This is a genomic window from Tenuifilum thalassicum, assembly GCF_013265555.1.
Lineage (GTDB): Bacteria > Bacteroidota > Bacteroidia > Bacteroidales > Tenuifilaceae > Tenuifilum > Tenuifilum thalassicum.
On the sequence record NZ_CP041345.1, the window covers coordinates 1,414,006 to 1,434,428 of the forward strand.

The 20,423-nt window shown below is 37.4% G+C and carries 18 protein-coding genes and 2 tRNA genes; 12 read left to right on the forward strand and 8 right to left on the reverse strand.

The window, feature by feature from the left end; genetic code table 11:
- The first annotated feature begins 257 nt into the window (after positions 1–257).
- From FHG85_RS05870 to FHG85_RS05880, 3 genes are all read left to right on the forward strand, one after another.
- Positions 258–344, forward strand: a tRNA-Leu gene (locus tag FHG85_RS05870).
- Between the two features lie 172 nt (positions 345–516).
- Positions 517–600 (forward strand) — tRNA-Leu (locus FHG85_RS05875).
- A gap of 68 nt (positions 601–668) precedes the next feature.
- Positions 669–1,403: an MBL fold metallo-hydrolase gene (locus tag FHG85_RS05880; RefSeq protein ID WP_173073928.1), complete on the forward strand. Its 735-nt coding sequence runs from the start codon at positions 669–671 to the stop codon at positions 1,401–1,403.
- Between the two features lie 322 nt (positions 1,404–1,725).
- On the opposite strand, the gene FHG85_RS05885 is transcribed toward FHG85_RS05880, so the two are convergent.
- The 3 genes from FHG85_RS05885 to FHG85_RS05895 form a co-directional block, all read right to left on the reverse strand.
- The gene (locus FHG85_RS05885; RefSeq protein ID WP_173073930.1) at positions 1,726–4,752 is read right to left on the reverse strand and encodes a glycoside hydrolase family 3 N-terminal domain-containing protein; all 3,027 of its coding nucleotides are present in this window, start codon (positions 4,750–4,752) and stop codon (positions 1,726–1,728) included.
- 166 nt (positions 4,753–4,918) lie between these two features.
- A complete protein-coding gene (gene ribH / locus FHG85_RS05890; RefSeq protein WP_173073932.1) occupies positions 4,919–5,422 on the reverse strand; it encodes a 6,7-dimethyl-8-ribityllumazine synthase in 504 nt (167 codons plus the stop codon).
- A 93-nt stretch (positions 5,423–5,515) separates the two neighbouring features.
- Complete coding sequence (locus FHG85_RS05895) at positions 5,516–6,211, reverse strand: tetratricopeptide repeat protein (protein ID WP_173073934.1); 696 nt, start codon at positions 6,209–6,211, stop codon at positions 5,516–5,518.
- Between the two features lie 120 nt (positions 6,212–6,331).
- Here FHG85_RS05895 and recF point away from each other — a divergent pair, with 120 nt between their 5' ends.
- Together recF and FHG85_RS05905 are read left to right on the forward strand one after the other, a co-directional pair.
- Positions 6,332–7,441: a DNA replication/repair protein RecF gene (gene recF / locus FHG85_RS05900; protein WP_173073936.1), complete on the forward strand. Its 1,110-nt coding sequence runs from the start codon at positions 6,332–6,334 to the stop codon at positions 7,439–7,441.
- Complete coding sequence (locus tag FHG85_RS05905) at positions 7,442–7,735, forward strand: DUF721 domain-containing protein (protein ID WP_173073938.1); 294 nt, start codon at positions 7,442–7,444, stop codon at positions 7,733–7,735.
- A gap of 111 nt (positions 7,736–7,846) precedes the next feature.
- On the opposite strand, the gene FHG85_RS05910 is transcribed toward FHG85_RS05905, so the two are convergent.
- On the reverse strand, positions 7,847–8,458 hold the full coding sequence (locus tag FHG85_RS05910) for a TetR/AcrR family transcriptional regulator (RefSeq protein WP_173073940.1): 612 nt from the start codon (positions 8,456–8,458) through the stop codon (positions 7,847–7,849).
- Between the two features lie 106 nt (positions 8,459–8,564).
- On the opposite strand from FHG85_RS05910, the gene FHG85_RS05915 reads away from it, so the two are divergent.
- The 5 genes from FHG85_RS05915 (at position 8,565) to FHG85_RS05935 (ending at position 15,604) form a co-directional block, all read left to right on the forward strand.
- A complete protein-coding gene (locus FHG85_RS05915; protein ID WP_173073942.1) occupies positions 8,565–9,041 on the forward strand; it encodes a PaaI family thioesterase in 477 nt (158 codons plus the stop codon).
- 97 nt (positions 9,042–9,138) lie between these two features.
- Positions 9,139–11,784, forward strand: a complete 2,646-nt coding sequence (locus FHG85_RS05920) for a DUF5916 domain-containing protein (protein WP_173073944.1) — start codon at positions 9,139–9,141, stop codon at positions 11,782–11,784.
- A gap of 102 nt (positions 11,785–11,886) precedes the next feature.
- A complete protein-coding gene (msrA, locus tag FHG85_RS05925; RefSeq protein ID WP_173073946.1) occupies positions 11,887–12,522 on the forward strand; it encodes a peptide-methionine (S)-S-oxide reductase MsrA in 636 nt (211 codons plus the stop codon).
- Between the two features lie 369 nt (positions 12,523–12,891).
- Positions 12,892–14,793, forward strand: coding sequence for a methyl-accepting chemotaxis protein (locus FHG85_RS05930; RefSeq protein WP_173073947.1), 1,902 nt, complete (start codon positions 12,892–12,894; stop codon positions 14,791–14,793).
- Positions 14,794–14,923: 130 nt separating this feature from the next.
- Positions 14,924–15,604: a hypothetical protein gene (locus FHG85_RS05935; RefSeq protein ID WP_173073948.1), complete on the forward strand. Its 681-nt coding sequence runs from the start codon at positions 14,924–14,926 to the stop codon at positions 15,602–15,604.
- A 4-nt stretch (positions 15,605–15,608) separates the two neighbouring features.
- On the opposite strand, the gene ung is transcribed toward FHG85_RS05935, so the two are convergent.
- Positions 15,609–16,280, reverse strand: coding sequence for a uracil-DNA glycosylase (ung, locus tag FHG85_RS05940; RefSeq protein ID WP_220429263.1), 672 nt, complete (start codon positions 16,278–16,280; stop codon positions 15,609–15,611).
- A gap of 127 nt (positions 16,281–16,407) precedes the next feature.
- On the opposite strand from ung, the gene FHG85_RS05945 reads away from it, so the two are divergent.
- Both FHG85_RS05945 and FHG85_RS05950 read left to right on the forward strand, forming a co-directional pair.
- A complete protein-coding gene (locus FHG85_RS05945) occupies positions 16,408–16,713 on the forward strand; it encodes a hypothetical protein (protein WP_173073950.1) in 306 nt (101 codons plus the stop codon).
- 78 nt (positions 16,714–16,791) lie between these two features.
- Positions 16,792–17,949, forward strand: a complete 1,158-nt coding sequence (locus tag FHG85_RS05950; RefSeq protein ID WP_173073951.1) for an iron-containing alcohol dehydrogenase — start codon at positions 16,792–16,794, stop codon at positions 17,947–17,949.
- A 42-nt stretch (positions 17,950–17,991) separates the two neighbouring features.
- Here the strand turns inward: FHG85_RS05950 and FHG85_RS05955 are convergent, their stop codons facing one another.
- From FHG85_RS05955 to FHG85_RS05965, 3 genes are read right to left on the reverse strand one after another with little or no spacing between them, the layout of a single operon-like run.
- Complete coding sequence (locus FHG85_RS05955) at positions 17,992–18,537, reverse strand: 2-oxoacid:acceptor oxidoreductase family protein (protein ID WP_173073953.1); 546 nt, start codon at positions 18,535–18,537, stop codon at positions 17,992–17,994.
- A gap of 22 nt (positions 18,538–18,559) precedes the next feature.
- On the reverse strand, positions 18,560–19,321 hold the full coding sequence (locus tag FHG85_RS05960) for a thiamine pyrophosphate-dependent enzyme (protein WP_173073954.1): 762 nt from the start codon (positions 19,319–19,321) through the stop codon (positions 18,560–18,562).
- A 5-nt stretch (positions 19,322–19,326) separates the two neighbouring features.
- Positions 19,327–20,412 carry a 3-methyl-2-oxobutanoate dehydrogenase subunit VorB gene (locus FHG85_RS05965; protein WP_173073955.1) on the reverse strand — a complete coding sequence of 362 codons (1,086 nt, stop codon included), beginning with the start codon at positions 20,410–20,412 and terminating at the stop codon, positions 19,327–19,329.
- Positions 20,413–20,423 lie beyond the last annotated feature (11 nt).

The window sequence follows — 20,423 nt, forward strand, 5'->3', positions numbered from 1 at the left end:
TCTTTATAATTTTGCATTCGCATTTTCAAAGTTGAACTGTAACTTTAAAGCGCCCAGATGGCGGAACCGACGAAGGAGCTCCCGCCATCCGAAGGTAACCCAATAAAAAAGCTTAACTTTGAGTTCTTTTAGATTTTGAAATAATATTGTAGATGCCCAGATGGCGGAACCGACGAAGGAGCTCCCGCCATCCGAAGGTAACCCAATAAAAAAGCTTAACTTTGAGTTCTTTTAGATTTTGAAATAATATTGTTGATGCCCAGATGGCGGAATTGGTAGACGCGCTAGTTTCAGGGACTAGTATCAGCAATGATGTGCAGGTTCGAGTCCTGTTCTGGGCACCAAAATTTTTTTTTTAGTTAGATGTGCAAATAAATAATTTTGTTATTATTTTTGCACCGAAATTAATGCCCAGGTGGTGGAACCGAGTGAAACGAGTTACTACCACCCAATGAAAGCAAAACAGTTTAAGTTGGAGTTGAAAGCAGCTCCTAGTTGAAATAAAAACTTTTATATGCCCAGGTGGTGGAATTGGTAGACACACCAGCTTGAGGGGCTGGCGCCGTCAAAAGCGTGCAAGTTCGAGTCTTGTCCTGGGCACTTTACCTGAAAACCTTGTGATTGTCACAAGGTTTTTTTATTTTTGGTTGTTGCCAAAATCGTTGAAAATGAAAACTATAGCTGTATTGTTGCTGCTAGCATGTGTTGGTATTAAATCATCTGCCCAGAGCTATGATGATTTCACTACTCAAAATGAAAGTAGATTGCGTATAAGCTTCATAGGTCATGGTACCCTAATGTTTGATTGGAATGGTAAAATAATACATATAGACCCTTGGTCGGCGCTTGCCAACTACGATACACTACCAAAGGCCGATTATGTTTTTGTTACACATCACCATGGCGATCACTTGGATTCTGTTGCTCTTTCAAAGGTTTTTACACTTGATACAAAAATATATTGGAGTAAAACCTGCTCCAAACAAAGTAGATTCAAAGCAAATGCTTTTATTGTGGCAAATAGCGATACAACTGAGACACCAGATTTTAGCTTTATTGCAGTTCCAGCCTATAATATTGTGAATAAGCGAAATAATGGAATGCCTTTCCATCCAAGGGGGGAGGGGAATGGTTATATTTTTATTTTTGATAACCTTAGGGTTTATGTAGCTGGAGATACCGAGGATATACCAGAAATGAAAAGTTTTGGGTCAATAGATATTGCATTCCTACCCGTAAATCTACCTTACACAATGAGCCCAGAAATGTTCAAATCGGCGGTTTTGATGCTTAAACCGAAAATTGTTTACCCTTACCATACTGGTAAAACAAACCTAAATGATTTGATTGACTTGCTCTCAGGTATTAAATCAACAGAAATTAGGATAAGAAGCTTACAATAAAAAAAGTTGTCCGGGTTATACTGTCTTTAAAGATCTGGGACTAATAGTGGATTCGATGCATGGCCGACAGTAAATGCGTTGATCCGGACAACCTGGCTGCTGGTGGCAACAGCAATATTATTGTATATGTTTGGGACATCTTTACTAGTAACAAAATCGTGCCATACCTTTTTGAGTAGCGTTTTTAATTCTTCTGAAAAGTGTAATGTCTTGTAAAATAGATGTATATGGCCTAATTTTACAAAGTTCTTGTTTTTTGGAGGAGGATAGTTGTGGAAAAAATTCCACAAATTGTGGGCGTGAAATCTACAAATAGAGTAATCTAATTTCCTTTACCCTCATTGTTGATTGCCTGGTAGAATAAATCATGTATTTTTGTTCTATAGTCCTGGTGGGAAAGCTTGTTGTTCTCTGCAGTTGGATGTACCCTATTTGAAAGAAAAACATAAATAAAATTGTTTGCTGGATCGGCCCAAACAATCGTACCTGTAAAGCCGGTATGCCCAAAACTTAAAGGCGAAGCAAGCTGACCTGATGGTGATGGACCATTATAAACAGGTTTGTCAAAGCCATAGGCACGTCTATTTTCATCGTTTATGCTTGGGTTTGCAAAGGTTTGAACTGTGCCTGGTTTAAAGAAACGTTCACCACCATATACACCATCGTTGAGGTAAAGTTGCATGAGCTTTGCTAAATCGTTAGCTGTTGAAAAAAGTCCTGCGTGGCCAGCAATACCACCAAGCATGGCTGCAGCAGGGTCGTGAACGTGCCCCCAGATAAGTTGTTTCCGGAAAACTGGGTCAAATTCAGTAGGAGCTATCCTGTCTGTATCAAAGTGTTTATATGGATTAAAAGTTGTATAGTTCATCCCAAGCCTTTTGTATAGCGGGGTTATGTACTCGTCAAGTTTCTTACTTGTGCTATTTTCAATTACCCTCTGAAGGTAAAGAAAACCAAGATCGCTATATCTGTATTTGCCAGGTTCAATAATTGGCGATTGGTTTATCCATTTATTGATTGAATCACTTATGCTAATGCTTGAATATATCCTGTAGGCAACATTATTTGGGAAGGAAGAACTGGAGTCGGTGCTATAGAATTTTGGATCAGGATAGGCAAATCGGCTGGCATATTTCTTACCATTGAATTTGTATGGGTGATCAAAATCGAACTCTTCGGTCCATAGAGGTTTAGAGGGGGCTAGGGAAGTGAGCGTGTTGATATAGAATGGTATCCATGCTGCTAAACCAGATTGATGTCTGAGTATATCGCCAATTTTTAATGATTCTTTATCGGGAAATTCTTTTAGTTTAATAAAATCGCCTAGCTCTGAGTTGAAATCTATTTTTCCTGAATCGTAGAGCATCATAATTGACGGTAGGGTTGCAGAAACCTTGGTAACCGATGCCACATCGTAAAGCATGCGTATATCGTTACCATATTCCGAAACGTATGTTGGCCTTCCAAATGCTTTATTATAGAATACTACTCCATCTTTTGCTGCAAGAATTTGCATGCCAGGAGTTGCGCCTGTTGCAATGGCATCATTGGCAATTGAATCTACTTTTTCTAACACTTTTTTACTGATTCCTAACTCTTCTGGAATCCCATAGCCCAGTCTGATCTTATTGGGTAACTCTATACCGGTATCATAGGAAAACGTGCCATTGGCACTTACAGCCAACTTGCCTGAAACAGGTAAACCACCAAAGATTGCTTGCGCTGTAAGATTTTGTGCATCAAATGAGTTTTCGTATGAAATAATAATTCCAGTTAATGACGAAGGCATAGGAATTTTACTAAGTGCGTAGGGCGTTCCAAAAAGGGAGAGAACTGTTTTTTTTCGGAACGAAAGATCAAAGATAAAATTTGCTGCTTGTGTCGTAATTCCGAAATTTTTTGAAACTCTATTGCTAATGCTATGGTAACCAATTATTACAGTATTGTATGGCTCTATAAGGGAAAGTAGCTCATCAAACTCATTTTGAGGTGAATATGGATCAATAGAAAAGGTTTTTATAGAAGTGTAAAGCTCTAATTGTTCACGAAAATCATCCCCTTTATTTGTTCCAATTTCTATGTAAGCAATTTTTAATGTATCGAGTCGCTTAATCGGTAAAAAATTATCATTATTATGAGCTACGGTGATGGATTTTTTAATAATTCTTCTACGAAGTACTAGTGAGTTTGGGGCGTTTAGATCAGAATAGAGGTTTTCTATTTTAATGGGCTTGTAAGCATTTAAACCTGCTTTATATTTAGCCATTAGGACTTTTTTGCATTTAATGTTGATAATTTCTTCAGGAATTCTGCCAGTAGCTATATGGTTATGAATTTCATTAATTGTTCTTTCTATTTCACCAGGAAAAAGTAAAATGTCGTTACCAGCATAAAGTGCACGTATATTGGCATCAACGGCATCAAAATGAGCTGCAACTCCCTTCATGTTAAGGGCATCGGTAATAACAAGGCCGTTAAATCCGAGTTCGCTAATAAGTTTTTGACCGACAATCCTATGTGAAAGAGTTGAAGGTAGCAGGGTGTCGGGTTCAAGCGAAGGGATTTGAAGGTGCGCTACCATGACACTCGCAACGCCCTTTGAAAAGATATTTTTAAAAGGATAAAGCTCTATAGAGTCTATTCGGTTGGCGGTGTGTTTTATAACTGGAAGTGTGTAATGAGAATCGGCGTTAGTATCGCCATGTCCTGGAAAATGTTTAATGCAAGCTAATATCCCATTATCTTGCAGACCTTTAACATAGGCTAAACCATGTTTAAAAACCAAATCACGGTTTTCACCAAACGAACGTGTCCCAATAACTGGATTATCTGGATTGTTGTTAATATCAATAACAGGTGCAAAGTTAATATGTACACCAATTCGTTTAAGCTGACGAGCAATGTCTGCTGCCATTTGATAGGTGAGCATTGTGTCGCGTGAAGCGCCAAGTGCTATTTGACGGGGATAAGAAATAGTGCTATCGAGGCGCATTCCCAAACCCCATTCAGCATCGATGCCTATTAGCAGAGGAACCTTTGAAAGCGATTGGTAGTAGTTGGTTAGCTGAGCCTGTCTTACTGGTCCTCCTTGAAAGAAAATTAAACCTCCAATCTTATACTTTTCAATTAGCGTTGCTATTTCTTCAGTATGCAAATCATCTTTGTTTGAATAGGCTGCAACCATGAAGAGTTGAGCAATTCGCTCTTTTAGAGTTAAGCTATTAAACACGGAATCGACCCAGTAGGCTTGTTGGATTGAATCGTTTTTACAAATTAAGGGATTGATATTTTGGCTGTAAACTATTTGATAGCTAATCAGTAGTAATAAAAAAGAAAAAAATCGCTTCATTGTAAACTCTTAAATCATTAAATACTCAGTTTTACACAAATATAGCAAATGAATATTATATTTTACTTGAGATTTAGACTAATTGAATGTTTTGTTAGATAAAAAAATAACCATCAAAAAGTAGTTAACTTAATGATGGTTTAATGAAATAAATACTTTTTTAGAGCTATTCTTCTAGCTCCTCCATCTCTTTTTGCAGAGCAGCCATTTTGATAGCTGTAATTGCAGCTTCAACCCCTTTATTTCCATGTTTTCCGCCAGCACGGTCTATTGCTTGTTCTAAATTGTCAGTTGTTAAAACACCAAAAATAAATGGAATGTTATAGTTCATGTTAAGTTCAGTAATGCCACTAGTTACACTTTGGCATATGTAGTCGAAATGTCGTGTTTCGCCCTGAATAACACAACCTAAACATATTACTGCATCTAAATCGGCATATTCGCCCATAAACTGACCTCCTAGTGTTAGCTCAAATGCGCCAGGAACATGCTTAACAAGAATGTTCTCTTCATTCGCACCATGTTCTATGAGAGTATTGTATGCCCCTTCCAGGAGTTTGTGAGTTACGGAATCGTTCCAATCGGAAACAACAATCCCAAATTTCATGTTTTTTGCACTTGGTACATGTTTGGGATCGTAACTAGACAGATTCTTTAAGTATGTTGCCATGTTCAGTTATTTTTTTCAAAATTACCAAAAATAAAAGGATTTATAAAAAAAGGGGTGCTAAATTGCACCCCTTTTATCATATAAATATTTTTTTTATTCTTTACTTAAAAGAGTTTCAACACGCGCAATATCCCTATCAATATCCCTTGCCTCAGCACTCTTACTGTAGTTGGTCTTAATTGATTTGTAGAGTTCTAGAGCTTCGTCAAACTGCTTTAGCTCTTCATAAACCATTCCTGCCTTCTTGTAAAAAATAGGAGTTGTAAAATCATTTTCTTCGTATTCAGCTGCTTTAACGTAGAAGTTTACAGCTTTTTCAAGGTCATTAAGCTCAACATAGCAATCGCCAATAGCTCCGTAAGCTACAGGGGTTACCATTTGATCATCAGCATCAAATTTTTCAAGGTATTCAATAGCTTTTTCATACTCACCTAGCTCACGGAGGCAGATACCGGCATAGTAGTTGGCAAGGTTACCAGCTTTTGTCATGCCATAATTATCGGCAATGTACTCAAATCCAAAATCGTTTTCGTTACCATATAATGCAAGACGAAACGAGTCCTGCTCAAAATAGTATTGTGCTTGGAATATTTGTGCGCTTGCCTCATCCTCTTTGGGTTGAAGGTAGAAATTTTTATACCCGAAATAGATAGCCACAATAGCTAAAATGGCAGCCACAATTACGGTTAGGCTTTTTTGGTTTTGTTCAATGAACTGCTCGGTACGCGATAATGCATTGTCAATCGACTCAACGGTATCAGTAGTCTGTTGTTTCTTATTATTTGCCATATCTTACAAAAATTTATTTTTAACAAAGCAAACGCAAAAGTAATTGTTTTTGTAATATCTGAAAATTTTAGGCAAACATTTTCGGAATAATTACCTTTGCCTTGAATAACTCATACAAAAATGTATTTAGATAACTTATCGGTAATCAATTTTAAATCACTAACTCAGGTTGAAGTACAGTTTGATACCAAAATTAATTGTTTTGTTGGTAATAATGGGCAAGGAAAAACTAATTTACTCGATGCCATTTACTACCTGTCCATGTGCAAAAGCTATATATCTTCAACTGACTCACAGGTGCTAAAACATGGTGAGGACTTTTTTGTTTTGCAGGGAAAATATAATCGCAATAATACTGAAGAAAACATATATTGTGGTTTGAAAAAGGGCGAGGGGAAGGTTTTCAAGAGAAATGGCAAAGAATATGAGCGTTTAGCCGATCATATTGGATTTCTTCCTGTTGTAATGGTTTCGCCAATTGATGGCGAGCTGGTTGAAGGTAGTGGAGAACAACGTCGAAAATATGTGAATGGAGTAATCTCCCAGATTGACAAGGTTTATCTTGATGAGGTAATTCGTTACAACCGGTTACTGTCTCAGCGCAATAGCCTGTTGAAAACATATTCCAAAGCGAATTTTAGCTACGATTTAATTGAGGCAATTGATATTCAGCTCTCGGAATATGCTGCTGTTATCCATTCTAAACGAAAAGCTTTTGTTGAGCAGCTAATTGGTATCCTTCAGGATTATTATAATAAAGTATCAGGTGGGCAGGAAAGGGTTTCTATAAGGTATAAATCACACCTAAACGATTCCAGTCCAGATGAGCTCTTTAAAAATAATATTGAGCGCGATAGGGTGTTACAATATACCTCGGTTGGCATTCATCGTGATGATATTGTTCTTCTGATTGACGATTATCCCATACGAACTGTTGGTTCTCAGGGCCAGCAAAAAACCTTTTTGATTGCTTTAAAACTTGCCCAGTTTGATTTTATTGCCAAAGTATCGGGAATTAAACCGATTTTGCTACTCGATGATATTTTTGATAAGCTCGATGCCAATAGGGTGCATCAGCTTATCGATTTAGTTGCGAACGATGGATTTGGTCAAATCTTTATAACCGATACTAACAAACATAGATTGGAAGAGGTGCTTGGTAAAGTTTCATCGGGTTATCGTTTTTTTAATGTTGAAAATGGAAATTTTGAACTTGTAGAATCAAAATAGATGAGTGGAAATAATACAAAGTCGTTAGGTGAGGCCATTCGTGAATTTATCGATTCAATGAAGTGGCACGATCAGATAAACCAAGCGTCCATAATTAACGATTGGGACAAAATTGCTGGTCGCGATATTGCCCGCTTTACAACACAATTACGCTATAAGAATGGTGTACTGACAATAAAGTTGAATTCATCTGCACTCAGGCAGGAACTTCATATGCGACGTACCGAACTTATCTCTCATATTAACCAGTTTTATGGTGGAAAAGAGATTGTAAAAGAGATTAAGTTTATTTAGCATGGTTAAATGTTTCTTGCTAACCTAGTGTAAGAAACATATTATTTTACCAGTATATGGTTTTTCTCAATAAATAATTCATGCTATTTTTTCTATAGCAAATGAGTTTTTCTAGGGTCTTAGAGAGTTAATTAGCATATCGTAAACATGTTCGCGTCTATCTTCTAAGAATTTAGCCATCTGTCCTGGAGTAAAAGTCATCCGGTAGCCAATTAGCCATTTAATGGCAAAAGGAAAAAGTATAAGCGAAATCATGCTTATAAAAAATTGTTCGGGATCAATTTTACGAATTTTCCCAACTTCTGCTTCGTGTTTTAGCTGGTTTGAGAAAGTTTCGGTATTATAAAGCGTATGAACTGCTTTTAAACGTGGTGCTTGCTCTGCATTTCTGTGTATGATTGATAGAACAAAGGGCACCAGTAAAGGATCTTCTGTTAGAATATCAATGTAGGTGTTAACGTACTTGTAAATTTTTTCTTCCAAAGGTAGGTCTTCATTTAAAATACCACGTAGCACTTGTCCGTTGTCCTTTATTGATTGCTCAAAAATCTCTTCAAGAAGGTTTTCTTTACTGCGGAAGTAATAATTCATTAATGAAAGATTAACACCGGCTTTTGTAGCTATTTCTCGTACACCTACTCGGTCAACTCCTTTAGCAATAAACAGTTCTCGTGCTGTTTCCATTAATTTTAATCGGGTAGCGCTTCCGTGTTTTGTATCCATATTGTAGAGTTTTTTCAAAAGTATTAAAATCGATTTAAAATAAACATATGTTTTATGGTTTAGTTTTTAAAATAGTCTTAAAATTGCCAAAAAAAGATTTTGCAATATGATTAAAGTAAAAAATCCCTATGAGCAGTTACCTGAACATGGTTGTTTTTGCTGCTCTTCAAAAAATCCGATAGGGCTGAAGCTTGATTTTTGGTTTAACGAAGATGAGAATAGCGTTGAAACACGATGGAACCCAGATAGAAACTATCAAGGATATCAGGGTGTGCTTCATGGTGGCATTCAATCAACGCTAATGGACGAGGTTGCAAGCTGGAGTATATACATATTGGTGGGTACTGCAGGTGTAACACATAGCATGGAGATTTTTTATAAAAAACCGTTACTCATTGATAAGGGTGAAGTGATTGTTCGGGGTAAAATCCTTAAAAAAGAAAAAAGAATTGTTACGGTATATGTTGAGATTATTGATGGTAAAGGTGAAACCTGCACAACAGGAAACATTCATTATTTTACTTTCCCCGTCGAAATAGCAAAATCAAAATACGGATTTCCAGGTCGAGAAGCTTTCTTGTAGTGATGGAATTTAGTACTAGTTAACATTTATTGCGTAATCGTTTTGCAGCAAGAAGCATCTAAATAAAGTCATTAGGATAAATAAAATTTTGAAGGATATGACTTATAGGTACTTCTTGCTAGCCTCATTTTTCGTTTTTTTGTTTGAAACCTCATCAGATGCATTGTTTGCTCAAGGTGTAGAAAAAAAAAGTTGCTTCGCAGTTAGAGCTAATCCACATGCCACAATTGTAGATGGTGAGTTAAGCGATGAGATTTGGACCAAAGGTGTTTGGAGTAGTGATTTTACTCAACATGAACCCCATAATGGTTCAAATCCCTCTCAAAAAACAGAGTTCAAAATAGCATACGACGACGATTATTTATATGCTGCTTTTAGGATGTACGATGATGAACCCGATAAGATTGTAGCTAGGGTTACTCGTAGAGACGATACCGAAGGCGATTATGTTGCTATTGGCTTTGATTCATATTTTGATAAACGAACTGCATTTGTTTTTTTACTTACTGCCTCTGGTTCAAAAATGGATATGGTTGTAACAGAGGATGGTGGCAATGAGGATGAGAATTGGGATCCTATTTGGTGGGGAAAAGCCAAAAGAACATCCTTCGGGTGGACAGCCGAGATGAAAATCCCGTTAAACCAGCTTCGTTTTTCGGCAGTTGACGAGCAGGTGTGGGGACTTCAGGTTGGTCGGCACATCTATCGGAATCAGGAAACAGACTTTTGGCAGCATATACCTAAGGATGCGGCTGGTTTTGTTCACCTTTTTGGAAATCTTTATGGCTTAAAAGGCTTAACGCCTAAACGGCAGGTTGAGATAGCTCCTTATGTTGTTGCTAAAACGGAAAGCTTTAAACCCGAAGAGGGTAATCCATTCATGACTGGAAGGCGAAATGGGTTGAATGTTGGAGCTGATGCCAAAATTGGATTAACCAACAACTTCACCTTAGACCTTACTGTAAATCCCGATTTTGGGCAGGTTGAGGCTGACCCAGCTGAGGTGAATCTGACAGCATTCGAAACCTACTTTGAGGAAAAACGACCTTTTTTTATCGAAGGTAGCAACTTGTTTAGCTTCCCACTGATGTTTGGCGATGGCGATTTGGCTTCGAATAATCTATTTTACAGTCGAAGAATAGGTAGAGCGCCTCAACGAGATGTTGAACTGGCAGATAATGAGTATGCTCATGTGCCTTCGAACACAACCATACTTGGTGCAGCTAAAGTAACTGGAAGAACCCCAAATGGATTTTCGCTCGGTGTGTTAGAGAGTGTTACCGGGAATGCTTATGCTCAGGTTGATTCTTTAGGTAGAAGATATCATCAGTTAGTTGAGCCTCTAACAAATTACACTGTTTTAGCGGCTAAGCAAGAGTTAAACGATGGTAATACTATTATTACAGGTATGTTGACATCTACAAATAGGTCGTTAAATGATATTACAAAGGATGTTTATCATAAAAATGCCATTACAGGAGGAGTAGGGGTCCAACATATGTGGGCAGATAAAAAGTATGCTGTAGAGCTTAAGCTCTTTGGAAGCCATGTTGATGGTACTAAAGATGCGATTCTTATAACCCAAACAAGCTCTGCGCGTTATTTTCAACGACCAGATATTAAGCATGTTAGTTTGGATTCCTCTCGAACTGCTCTTAATGGTAGTGGCGGTATGTTTCAATTCGGTAAGATTGGTCAAGGGCATATCCGATACATGGCTGCGGTAGCCTGGCGTTCGCCACAATTCGAAATAAATGATATTGGTTATACACCTAATGTTGATGATATTTTTCAGGTAATTTGGGTTGGCCTCCGTTACTGGGAACCAACTAGTATATATCGTTCATTCAATGTAAATTTCAACCAGTGGACTGGGTGGAATTTTGGGGGTGACTTCATACAAAAGGGGGCTAATGTGAACCTTCATATGCAATTGCCAAACTATTGGTCGGTGAGTACAGGTGTAAACTGGAATGGTGAAGGGTTGAGCGTATCTGAGCTAAGAGGTGGACCTGCATTATTGTTACCGGGTGGATGGAATACCTGGTACAATATCCAGTCTGATGGTCGAAAGAGATTAATTTTAGGAGGTGGTGGCAGTAACTTTTTTGGTTTTTTTGATAACTCATTTAGGCAAAATTTTTACCTGTGGTTACGTTATAAGCCCTCAAAAAGTATTCAACTATCCCTAAACCCTTCCTTTTCACATTCCGAAAGTAACTTGGCTTATGTTACTAATGTCGACTTGGCTGATGAAACTAAATACATTAGAGGATTTTTAAACAGAGATACTTGGGCACTTTCTTTACGATTAGAATATAGTATTAATCCTGAACTTTCCGTTCAGTATTACGGTCGCCCTTACTTTACAAGTGGAAAGTATACTGATTTTAAGTACATTACAAATCCAAAAGCCGATAACTATTCCGATAGATTTATGGAGTATACCAATTCTCAACTCTCGTATAACAATGATGCTGAAGAGTACTCTATTGATGAGAATACCGATGGTGCTTTAGACTACACCTTTAGCAATCCAAATTTTAACTATCTCAATCTTCAATCTAACCTTATTGTTCGTTGGGAGTTTCGTCCGGGCTCATCCTTATATTTAGTTTGGACACATGGTAAGGAGGCCTACGAATCGATTTACAGTCGTTCACTTAACGACGATGTAGATAACCTGTGGGATTCGCATCCGCATAATGTCTTCCTAGTTAAATTCTCTTATCGTTTTAATTAAGATATAGCTGCAACTAATGTGAATGGGGGTGTCATCACATTTGATGATGCCCCTTTTTTTGAACAACATTTGCTTGCTTGTGTTATAATGTAAAATAAACCAATGAAATCAATTGCTATTATTTTGGGATTATTCCTAACCATTATTCTGGTTACAACTGGATGTAATGCAAAAAACGAAATGAAAGTTATGGAACAAAAAACTGAAGTGGTTACATTAGGAGCAGGTTGTTTCTGGTGTGTCGAAGCAATATTTAGTCGAGTTAACGGGGTTATTAAGGTTGAATCGGGCTATTCTGGTGGAGAGGTTGAGAATCCTTCTTACCAAGAGGTGTGTACTGGAAATACTGGACATGCTGAGGTTGTTCAGGTTACTTTTAATCCAGATATTATCCCTTTCTCAAAGATACTTGAAATCTACTTCAAAACTCATGATCCCACAACGCTAAATAGGCAGGGCGCCGATATTGGAACTCAGTACCGTTCTGTTATTTTCTATCATACAGAGGAACAAAAGAGAATTGCTACAGAAATAAAAAATCAGCTTGATGGTGCTAGTATATGGAGCAGCCCTATTGTTACCTCTATTGAACCTTTCAAAAACTTCTACAAGGCAGAGAACTATCATCAAAATTACTACGAGGATAATCGAAATCAACCATACTGCAGAATGGTTATCACGCCTAAACTTGATAAATTCGAGAAGATTTTTTCCGATTATGTTAAAAAAAACGATTAAATATTAGTAATAATAGAATTTATCGCTTTTGTGTGTTAACGTTTTTTTTCCTTACGTATATAAGTAGAACATTCCCTTTGAATGTGCACAATGTGTTTTATATAGGTTTTATTTTATATTGAATAGATTGCATTAACTTATACATAAGTCATTACAACCTGACCAATCATATTATCCTTCCAAATCTACCATTAAGTGTGCAATATAATTAAGTAGTATTGTGGAGTAAATTCTTATCGATACTATTTAGAAAAAATTAAAATTATAAAAAAGACTATTTAATTGAGTAATGTTTAAATCATTTCTCGAATTTATTTTTTAACTTTAAAAGAGCACATTAAACAGATGTATTAATTTAAATATAATACTATGAGTTTAGATAACTTACCCATTGGAAAAAGGTTAGCGTTAGGCTTCTCGCTAATCATTTTTTTAATTGTGTTGATTTTACTAGCTGTATTCCTATCAAATAGGGATGTAAGGCTTGAGAACTCAAAACAGGTTATGCTTAATAACCTTCTAGCATCCAATGCAGAAGTTAATATTAACATTCAAGATTTTATTAGAACCCAAGAAGAAATATACCTTGACTCAGCTAAAACAAGTTTAAACCGCTTCGATACTGAGTTAAAGAAGTTAAAACCTACTGTAACCAAGAAAAATATTGGAATAATTGAGCGTATTGAGGACAATATTAAGGTTATAGATGGAAGCATAAAGCTACTAGAAAAAAGTAACAAAATGCTAAAGGAAACCTCCAAGAAACTTGAGGAGGAGTCTGATAAAGCCTTAACAATAGCTGCAAAAATTATGGGAGGAGAGGTTTCGCAAGGAGTTTTGCAATTTTTAAACATACGAATATTAGAGAAAAATTTCTTGCTTACTAACGATGAAAAGCTATTTGAAATATGGAGTAGAGAAATTGACGATAATATCAATTTGGCAGCTAAACTCCGTTTAAATGAGATAGTTAATGCATTAAAATCGTATAAAGAGAGTTTTATAACGCATAAAGAGGCCAGAAAGGAAATTTATGAAGCCAAGCGTACAGCACTAAATTCAATTAATCAGTCGCAGTCCTATTTGCAACATGGTGTAAAGTTGTCTTCACAGCTTCTATATCAAGCATCCAGGCGTGGTATGATATCGGTTTTACTTACTACGTTAGTGATAATGCTTGTTTGCGTTTATATTGCATACAGAGTAACCCTAAGCATCTCAAAACCTGTAAATAATGGCGTTGAGCTTGCGCTCAACCTATCGAAGGGTAAGCTTCTGAGCGAGAATAAAGTGAACCTGGAAAGGAAGGATGAGTTTGGTAAGCTCTCTCGCGCATTAGCCGATATGAGTGAAAAGTTGAAAGAAGTGATAACAACAATTAATCTCTCTGCTAATAACATTGCCTCAACAAGCGAACAGCTTAGCACTACAAGTCAGCAAGTATCGCAGGGTGCCGCACAACAGGCAAGTTCTGCAGAGGAAATCTCAGCATCGATGGAGCAAATGGTGGCAAATATCCAGAACAATACTGATAACGCAAAACAGGCTGAAAGTATTGCTAACAAAAGTGTTGAAGGTATTCGGAAGGGATATGATTCAACAAGTTTTGCACTAAATAGCATGAAAAAGATTGCTGAGAAAGTTTCGATTATTGGCGATATTGCCTTTCAAACCAATATTTTAGCCCTTAATGCCGCTGTTGAAGCAGCTCGTGCAGGAGAACAAGGTAAAGGATTTGCGGTAGTTGCGGCTGAGGTAAGAAAGCTTGCAGAACGAAGCCGTTTAGCAGCTGAAGAAATTGATATAATCACTCACGAAGGCGTTAAAATAGCCGATGAAGCAGGAAAGCTTTTAGCTGATATTGTTCCCGATATTGAAAAAACCGCAAGACTTGTGCAAGAGATAGCTGCTGCCAGCATGGAACAGAATGCTGGCGCCGATCAAGTAAACTCTGCAATTCAGGAACTTAATCAGGTTACTCAACAAAACGCTGCAGTGAGCGAAGAAATGGCATCAAGTGCCGAGGAGCTAAATAGCCAAGCCCAGCAACTAATTGAAATTATCTCATTTTTTGATTTTGGAGAAAAGCGATTGTATTCAGGCAACAAACTTGCAAATGAAACAAAACATGTAAATGTTTCTGAAAAGAAGAAAATTGACGAAATCCCTAAGAGCAATTTAAAAAAAGAGGAAAATAAAAAGAAAGCTAATAATGGAATTGAAGTTAATTTGAAACCTCAAACAGATGACTCGGAATATGAAAGCTTTTAATTATTAATAGGCTGCTCCAAAGGCAGCCTTTATATTTTTAATATTCTTGACATTAGGAGTGATATTTTGTAAATTGTATGAAAAAATTAAAATGGGAGCAATCGCTAAAATAATTGAATCCAGGGGTGTTATGATTAAGGAGGAAAAGGTAAAGTCCTTATCAGAAAAGATATACCCAAACACCATGGTTCTGGAGAATTACGAACCCTACCCTGGATATTATGGTAAGAATATACCTACCGACGTTATCCCTCGTTCTGTTTTTTTAGTACTTATTCGAGAATATGACCATATGTTTCTTGCCCGTACTATGTTGAAAATATCAAAAGAACGCCAACATCCTTGCATGGCTACTTATGGTACTATAACTATTGACGATAAAAAATACCATTGCATTAGGATTAAAAATTTAAGGTGTTTCGATGAGATACCTAAAATTCAGGAACGTTTTATTGAATACGGAGTTGATTTTAGGAGAAGCAAAACCATAAATGGAATGGCTTTAATATCCATAGAAAAAACTTTTTTGTTAGAACGTTTCGACGATGGAATTTACCTTGATTTAGCAGGCGACAATAAGTATTACTTTGAATTACCCGTAGAATTAAGTTGGAACGATTTTAAGCAGATAACAAGTAAGGTTAAAAATAACATAACAAATAATTTTTTTGACGCAGCGCTTGGCTATTTTTGGAAACTAGAGGGTCCACAAGATGTGGTCCGAATTTATGACTTGAAAGCTAATTTAGAAAGAGTTAAGGAGATACGAGATTTTTACTTAAAGGAAATTGAGCGCATGGTAAGGAAATAGAATTTTATTCGAGAGTCCAATCAATAGGCTCTTTACCAATTGATGTAAGGAGTCTATTTGTTTTTGAAAAGTGCTTACATCCAAAAAAACCTCGGCTTGCCGAAAGGGGTGAAGGGTGAGGAGCTTTAAGGATAAAATGTTTGTTTTGGTCAATTATTTTTGATTTAGCTTGCGCATAATTACCCCATAGAAGAAAAACTATTCCCGAATGTTTTTCCGATACGGCTTTAATAGCGGCATCAGTAAAGGTCTCCCATCCCTTGTTTTGGTGCGATCCTGCCTGATTTGCCCTTACGGTTAGGGTTGCGTTTAAAAGTAATATTCCTCGCTTTGCCCATTTTTCTAGATTCCCATGTTTGGGTATCGGCATTCCAATATCATCGTTTAGTTCCTTAAATATATTTTTAAGTGAGGGTGGGGCAGGAATTCCCTTTGGGACCGAAAAGCACAAACCATGGGCTTGCCCAGGTCCATGGTATGGGTCTTGTCCTAGAATTACAACTTTAACGTTGTGGAATGGTGTATGGTTAAACGCCGCAAAAATTTGTGACCCTGGAGGGTAAATCGTATGCTTTTTCTTCTCTTCTAGTAAAAACAATTTCAAGTCAAAAAAATATTTCTTGCTAAATTCTTCATTTAAAACCTTTTTCCACGAAGGTTCAATTTGAGGATTAATTTGTATTGATGTTTCCATGATAATCTGAAAATTGAATATACAAAGGTAACCAGATTAGTTTAGTTTCGTAAAAAAATATAATTTTGTATGTACATCGATTATTTTCAAACCCTACAATACTACTAGCATGAAAAATATTTTGGTTTCTAAGAGTAAAGTAAAGAACTTTTTATCAGAACGTTTGGCAAAAAGTATTGTTAATGCAGAGGAAGAGTCTCTTATAACAGTTTTAAGATATAATGCAATTGGCGGGTTTGAGTTTTTGTCCGATGAAGAATTATTTGATTATCTAAATGCTGCTTTACCTGAGCTCGATTTTGTTGAGCTGGTTGGTGCCGACGATGATAACCTTTCGCTTCAAGTTAAAAAAGCACATACTGACGACGAAGATAATATTCTTATTGATGTAAGGCGAGCCTTACAAGTTATTTAGTTTATTCTACTTTTTTTAGTGTGACCCATCGTAACATTTTCGGCGATGGGTTGTTTGTTTAATAAAACAACAGTTACTATGAATAATTTTGAATTTTACAATCCCGTGAAAATCCTTTTCGGGGAAGGGCAAATAGAAAATATTTCGAAAGAGTTAGCCCCCTACAAAACCATTTTGCTAACTTATGGGGGAGGCAGCATTAAACGAAATGGTGTATATGAGAAGGTTATGTCTGCACTGAAAGGCAAAACCATAATAGAATTTGGAGGTATTGAGCCCAATCCACGTTATGAGACTTTAATTAAGGCAGTGGAGTTAGCACGTCAAACGAATGTGGATTTTATTTTAGCAGTTGGTGGTGGATCTGTTATTGATGGCTCAAAATTTATTGCTGCTGCAATACCATTTAACGATGAGCCCTGGAATATTGTCTCCAAGGGAATTAAGGTAGAAAAGGCTATTCCATTAGGAACAGTTTTAACATTGCCTGCTACTGGCTCCGAAATGAACGCTGGTGCTGTAATTAGCAGGTTCGAAACTAAAGAAAAATTTGCGTTTGGTAGCCCTGCCGTGTTTCCTAAATTTTCAGTATTAGACCCAACGGTAACCTATTCGCTGCCACAGCGTCAGGTTGTAAATGGTATTGTAGATGCTTTTGCGCATGTTCTTGAGCAATATTTAACCTATCCTGTAAATGCTCATATACAAGATAGATTCGCCGAAGGAATACTTAAAACCTTAATAGAGGTTGGTCCCAAAACTCTTAAGAATTCGAATGATTATGAGTTAAGGGCAAATTTCATGTGGAGCTGTACGATGGCTTTAAATGGCCTAATCGCTACGGGTGTTCCTACCGATTGGGCTACTCACATGATTGGGCATGAGCTCACTGCTCTTTTTGGGTTAGATCATGCAGTTACCCTTGCAATTGTTTATCCTGCTTTATTAAAGATTGTGTTTGAAGAGAAAAAAGAAAAGTTAAGACAATATGCTATAAGGGTATGGGAGTTTCCCGACGAAGAAATTGCAGCTCTTAAAGCAATAGATAGAACCGAACAATTCTTCCGTGAACTAGGAATCAAAACTCGATTGCCAGAACATAGAATTAGTTTTGAGGATATTAAACCTATTATTGATCGTTTTGCTAAAAGAGGGTGGAAATTAGGAGAGAACAAAAGCATAACTTCTGATGTTGTAGAGCAGATTCTTAAGAAAGCATTGGAAGAGTACCAATAAAAAAAAGCAGCCTGAATTTTCAGGCTGCTTTTTTTTTGATTGTTACCTTATTTTTTTCACAAGTTCCATTCCTTTACTTATGGCTTCCTTGTTCATCGGAATTAAATGGTGATGTCGCTCAGGCAGCGATTTCTCAAGACCTTTAATTACATTTTCTAGTTTAACTATTGGCTTAATCTTGAGATAAGCGCCCAAAACAATCATGTTGAAGGTTTTAGCACTTTTCATTCTTGCAGCTTCTTCTGCTGCCTCTATCTGATAAATGCTAATATCGGTACGTTCAGGGTGGCGGGTAATTCCATTGGGATCGTAAAGTAACATACCACCTGGTTTTACCATTTTCTCAAACTTATCCATTGATTGTTGGTTGAGAATAATGGCAGTATCAAATTCCTGAATGATTGGAGAGCTAATGCGAGAATCGCTAAGAATTACGGTAACATTTGCGGTACCACCACGCATCTCGGGTCCGTAACTTGGCATCCACGATACCTCTTGGTCTTGCATTATGCCTGAGTAAGCAAGGATTTTACCCATCGATAGAACTCCTTGCCCTCCAAAACCGGCTATGATTATTTCTTCGGTCATTTTTGTCAGTTTTAGTTAATTACTACTCGTCTTTTAAATCGCCAAGGGGATAATAAGGGAACATGTGTTCAACCATCCACTCATTAGCTTTTACAGGAGAGAGTTTCCAACCAGAGTTACAGGTTGAAACCACTTCGATAAACGAAGTACCCTTCTTCTGTCCAACATTTTCAAAAGCTTTTCTGATAGCTTTTTTAAGTTTACGAACAGCAGCAGGAGTGTGCCCTGCTTGACGTGTAACATAGCAAGTACCAGGAAGTTGAGCTATAAGTTCGGTTATTTTTAGAGGATACCCGTTAAGCTCAACTTTACGGCCGTATGGTGTGGTTGATGTTGGCATATCGAGTAGTGAGGTTGGTGCCATCTGACCACCAGTCATACCATATATCCCATTATTGATGAAAATTACAACGATATTTTCACCACGGTTGCAGGCATGCATAATCTCTGCAGTACCAATAGATGCTAAATCGCCATCGCCCTGATAGGTGAAAACATATTTATTGGGGTATAAACGGCTAATAGCGGTTGCCACTGCTGGGGCACGGCCGTGGGCTGCCTCATGCCAATCGATATCAATATAGTTGTAGGCTAAAACTGCACATCCGACGGGTGCAACACCAATTGATTTTTCTTGGATATTCATCTCATCAATTACCTCAGCAACAACCTTATGTACCACGCCATGTGTACAACCTGGGCAATAGTGCATTATGTTATCGGTAAGGAGTTTGGTTTTTGAATAAACCAAATTTTCCTCTTTTATTATATCTTTTAAGTCCATTTCTTTTAACCTTTAATGATTTTTTCTTCTAAAGCAGCAACTACATCGTTAGGAGAGGGTATCATACCGCCCATACGGCCGTAGTGCTCAACTTTAACTTTACCTTCAACAGCTAAACGAACATCTTCTACCATTTGGCCTGCACTCATTTCAACTGTTAAAATACCTTTTAGCTGGCCAATCATTTCCTGAATTGCCTTTGTTGGATATGGGAATAGTGTGATTGGACGAAGTAGACCAACTTTAATTCCCTTTTCGCGAGCAAGATCAACTGCTTTTTGGCAAATTCGGCTCGATGAACCATAAGCTACGAAAAGATATTCGGCATCGTCGCAAGCAATCTTTTCAAAGCGAACCTCTTTTTCTTCTATTTCGCGATACTTCTTTTGTAGTTTAAGATTGAACTGTTCTTGTCGGCTAGCCTCAAGGTCAAGAGAGGTAATTATGTTACGAGGACGATCGGGTGTTTTCCCTGTAGTTGCCCAAGAACCATATTTGGCTATGATCTCCTCATCGGTCATGCGAGGTTTGTATGGTCCAAGCTGAACTTTCTCCATCATCTGACCAATAACACCATCGGAAAGAATCATGGCGGGATTGCGATACTTGAATGCGAGTTCAAAGCCTAGGTCAACAAAATCGTACATTTCCTGTACCGATGCTGGTGCAAGAACAATAAGCTTATAATCGCCATGTCCACCTCCTTTAACTGCCTGGAAGTAATCACTTTGTGCAGGTTGTATGGTTCCAAGTCCGGGGCCTCCTCTAACTACATTTACAATAAGACATGGGAGTTCTGCTCCGGCAATGTATGTAATACCTTCTTGTTTAAGGCTAATGCCAGGGCTAGATGATGATGTCATCACTTTTTTACCACAGCCTGCGCCACCATAAACCATATTTATAGCAGCTACTTCACTCTCTGCCTGGAGCACAACCATTCCAGTTTCCTCCCAGGGCATACGTGCCATAAGTGTTTCTAGAACCTCCGATTGTGGGGTAATAGGGTATCCAAAGTATGCATCACATCCACAACGAATTGCTGCTTCTGCAATGGCTTCGTTACCCTTCATTAATTTATAATCTGCCATTTCGTTTAGAA

Bases quoted from the DNA above. Each gene is read 5' to 3' on its own strand.
- FHG85_RS05880 (WP_173073928.1), top strand. From the start codon at position 669: ATGAAAACTATAGCTGTATTGTTGCTGCTAGCATGTGTTGGTATTAAA.
- FHG85_RS05885 (WP_173073930.1), bottom strand. From the start codon at position 4,752: ATGAAGCGATTTTTTTCTTTTTTATTACTACTGATTAGCTATCAAATA.
- ribH (WP_173073932.1), bottom strand. From the start codon at position 5,422: ATGGCAACATACTTAAAGAATCTGTCTAGTTACGATCCCAAACATGTA.
- FHG85_RS05895 (WP_173073934.1), bottom strand. From the start codon at position 6,211: ATGGCAAATAATAAGAAACAACAGACTACTGATACCGTTGAGTCGATT.
- recF (WP_173073936.1), top strand. From the start codon at position 6,332: ATGTATTTAGATAACTTATCGGTAATCAATTTTAAATCACTAACTCAG.
- FHG85_RS05905 (WP_173073938.1), top strand. From the start codon at position 7,442: ATGAGTGGAAATAATACAAAGTCGTTAGGTGAGGCCATTCGTGAATTT.
- FHG85_RS05910 (WP_173073940.1), bottom strand. From the start codon at position 8,458: ATGGATACAAAACACGGAAGCGCTACCCGATTAAAATTAATGGAAACA.
- FHG85_RS05915 (WP_173073942.1), top strand. From the start codon at position 8,565: ATGATTAAAGTAAAAAATCCCTATGAGCAGTTACCTGAACATGGTTGT.
- FHG85_RS05920 (WP_173073944.1), top strand. From the start codon at position 9,139: ATGACTTATAGGTACTTCTTGCTAGCCTCATTTTTCGTTTTTTTGTTT.
- msrA (WP_173073946.1), top strand. From the start codon at position 11,887: ATGAAATCAATTGCTATTATTTTGGGATTATTCCTAACCATTATTCTG.
- FHG85_RS05930 (WP_173073947.1), top strand. From the start codon at position 12,892: ATGAGTTTAGATAACTTACCCATTGGAAAAAGGTTAGCGTTAGGCTTC.
- FHG85_RS05935 (WP_173073948.1), top strand. From the start codon at position 14,924: ATGATTAAGGAGGAAAAGGTAAAGTCCTTATCAGAAAAGATATACCCA.
- FHG85_RS05945 (WP_173073950.1), top strand. From the start codon at position 16,408: ATGAAAAATATTTTGGTTTCTAAGAGTAAAGTAAAGAACTTTTTATCA.
- FHG85_RS05950 (WP_173073951.1), top strand. From the start codon at position 16,792: ATGAATAATTTTGAATTTTACAATCCCGTGAAAATCCTTTTCGGGGAA.
- FHG85_RS05955 (WP_173073953.1), bottom strand. From the start codon at position 18,537: ATGACCGAAGAAATAATCATAGCCGGTTTTGGAGGGCAAGGAGTTCTA.
- FHG85_RS05960 (WP_173073954.1), bottom strand. From the start codon at position 19,321: ATGGACTTAAAAGATATAATAAAAGAGGAAAATTTGGTTTATTCAAAA.
- FHG85_RS05965 (WP_173073955.1), bottom strand. From the start codon at position 20,412: ATGGCAGATTATAAATTAATGAAGGGTAACGAAGCCATTGCAGAAGCA.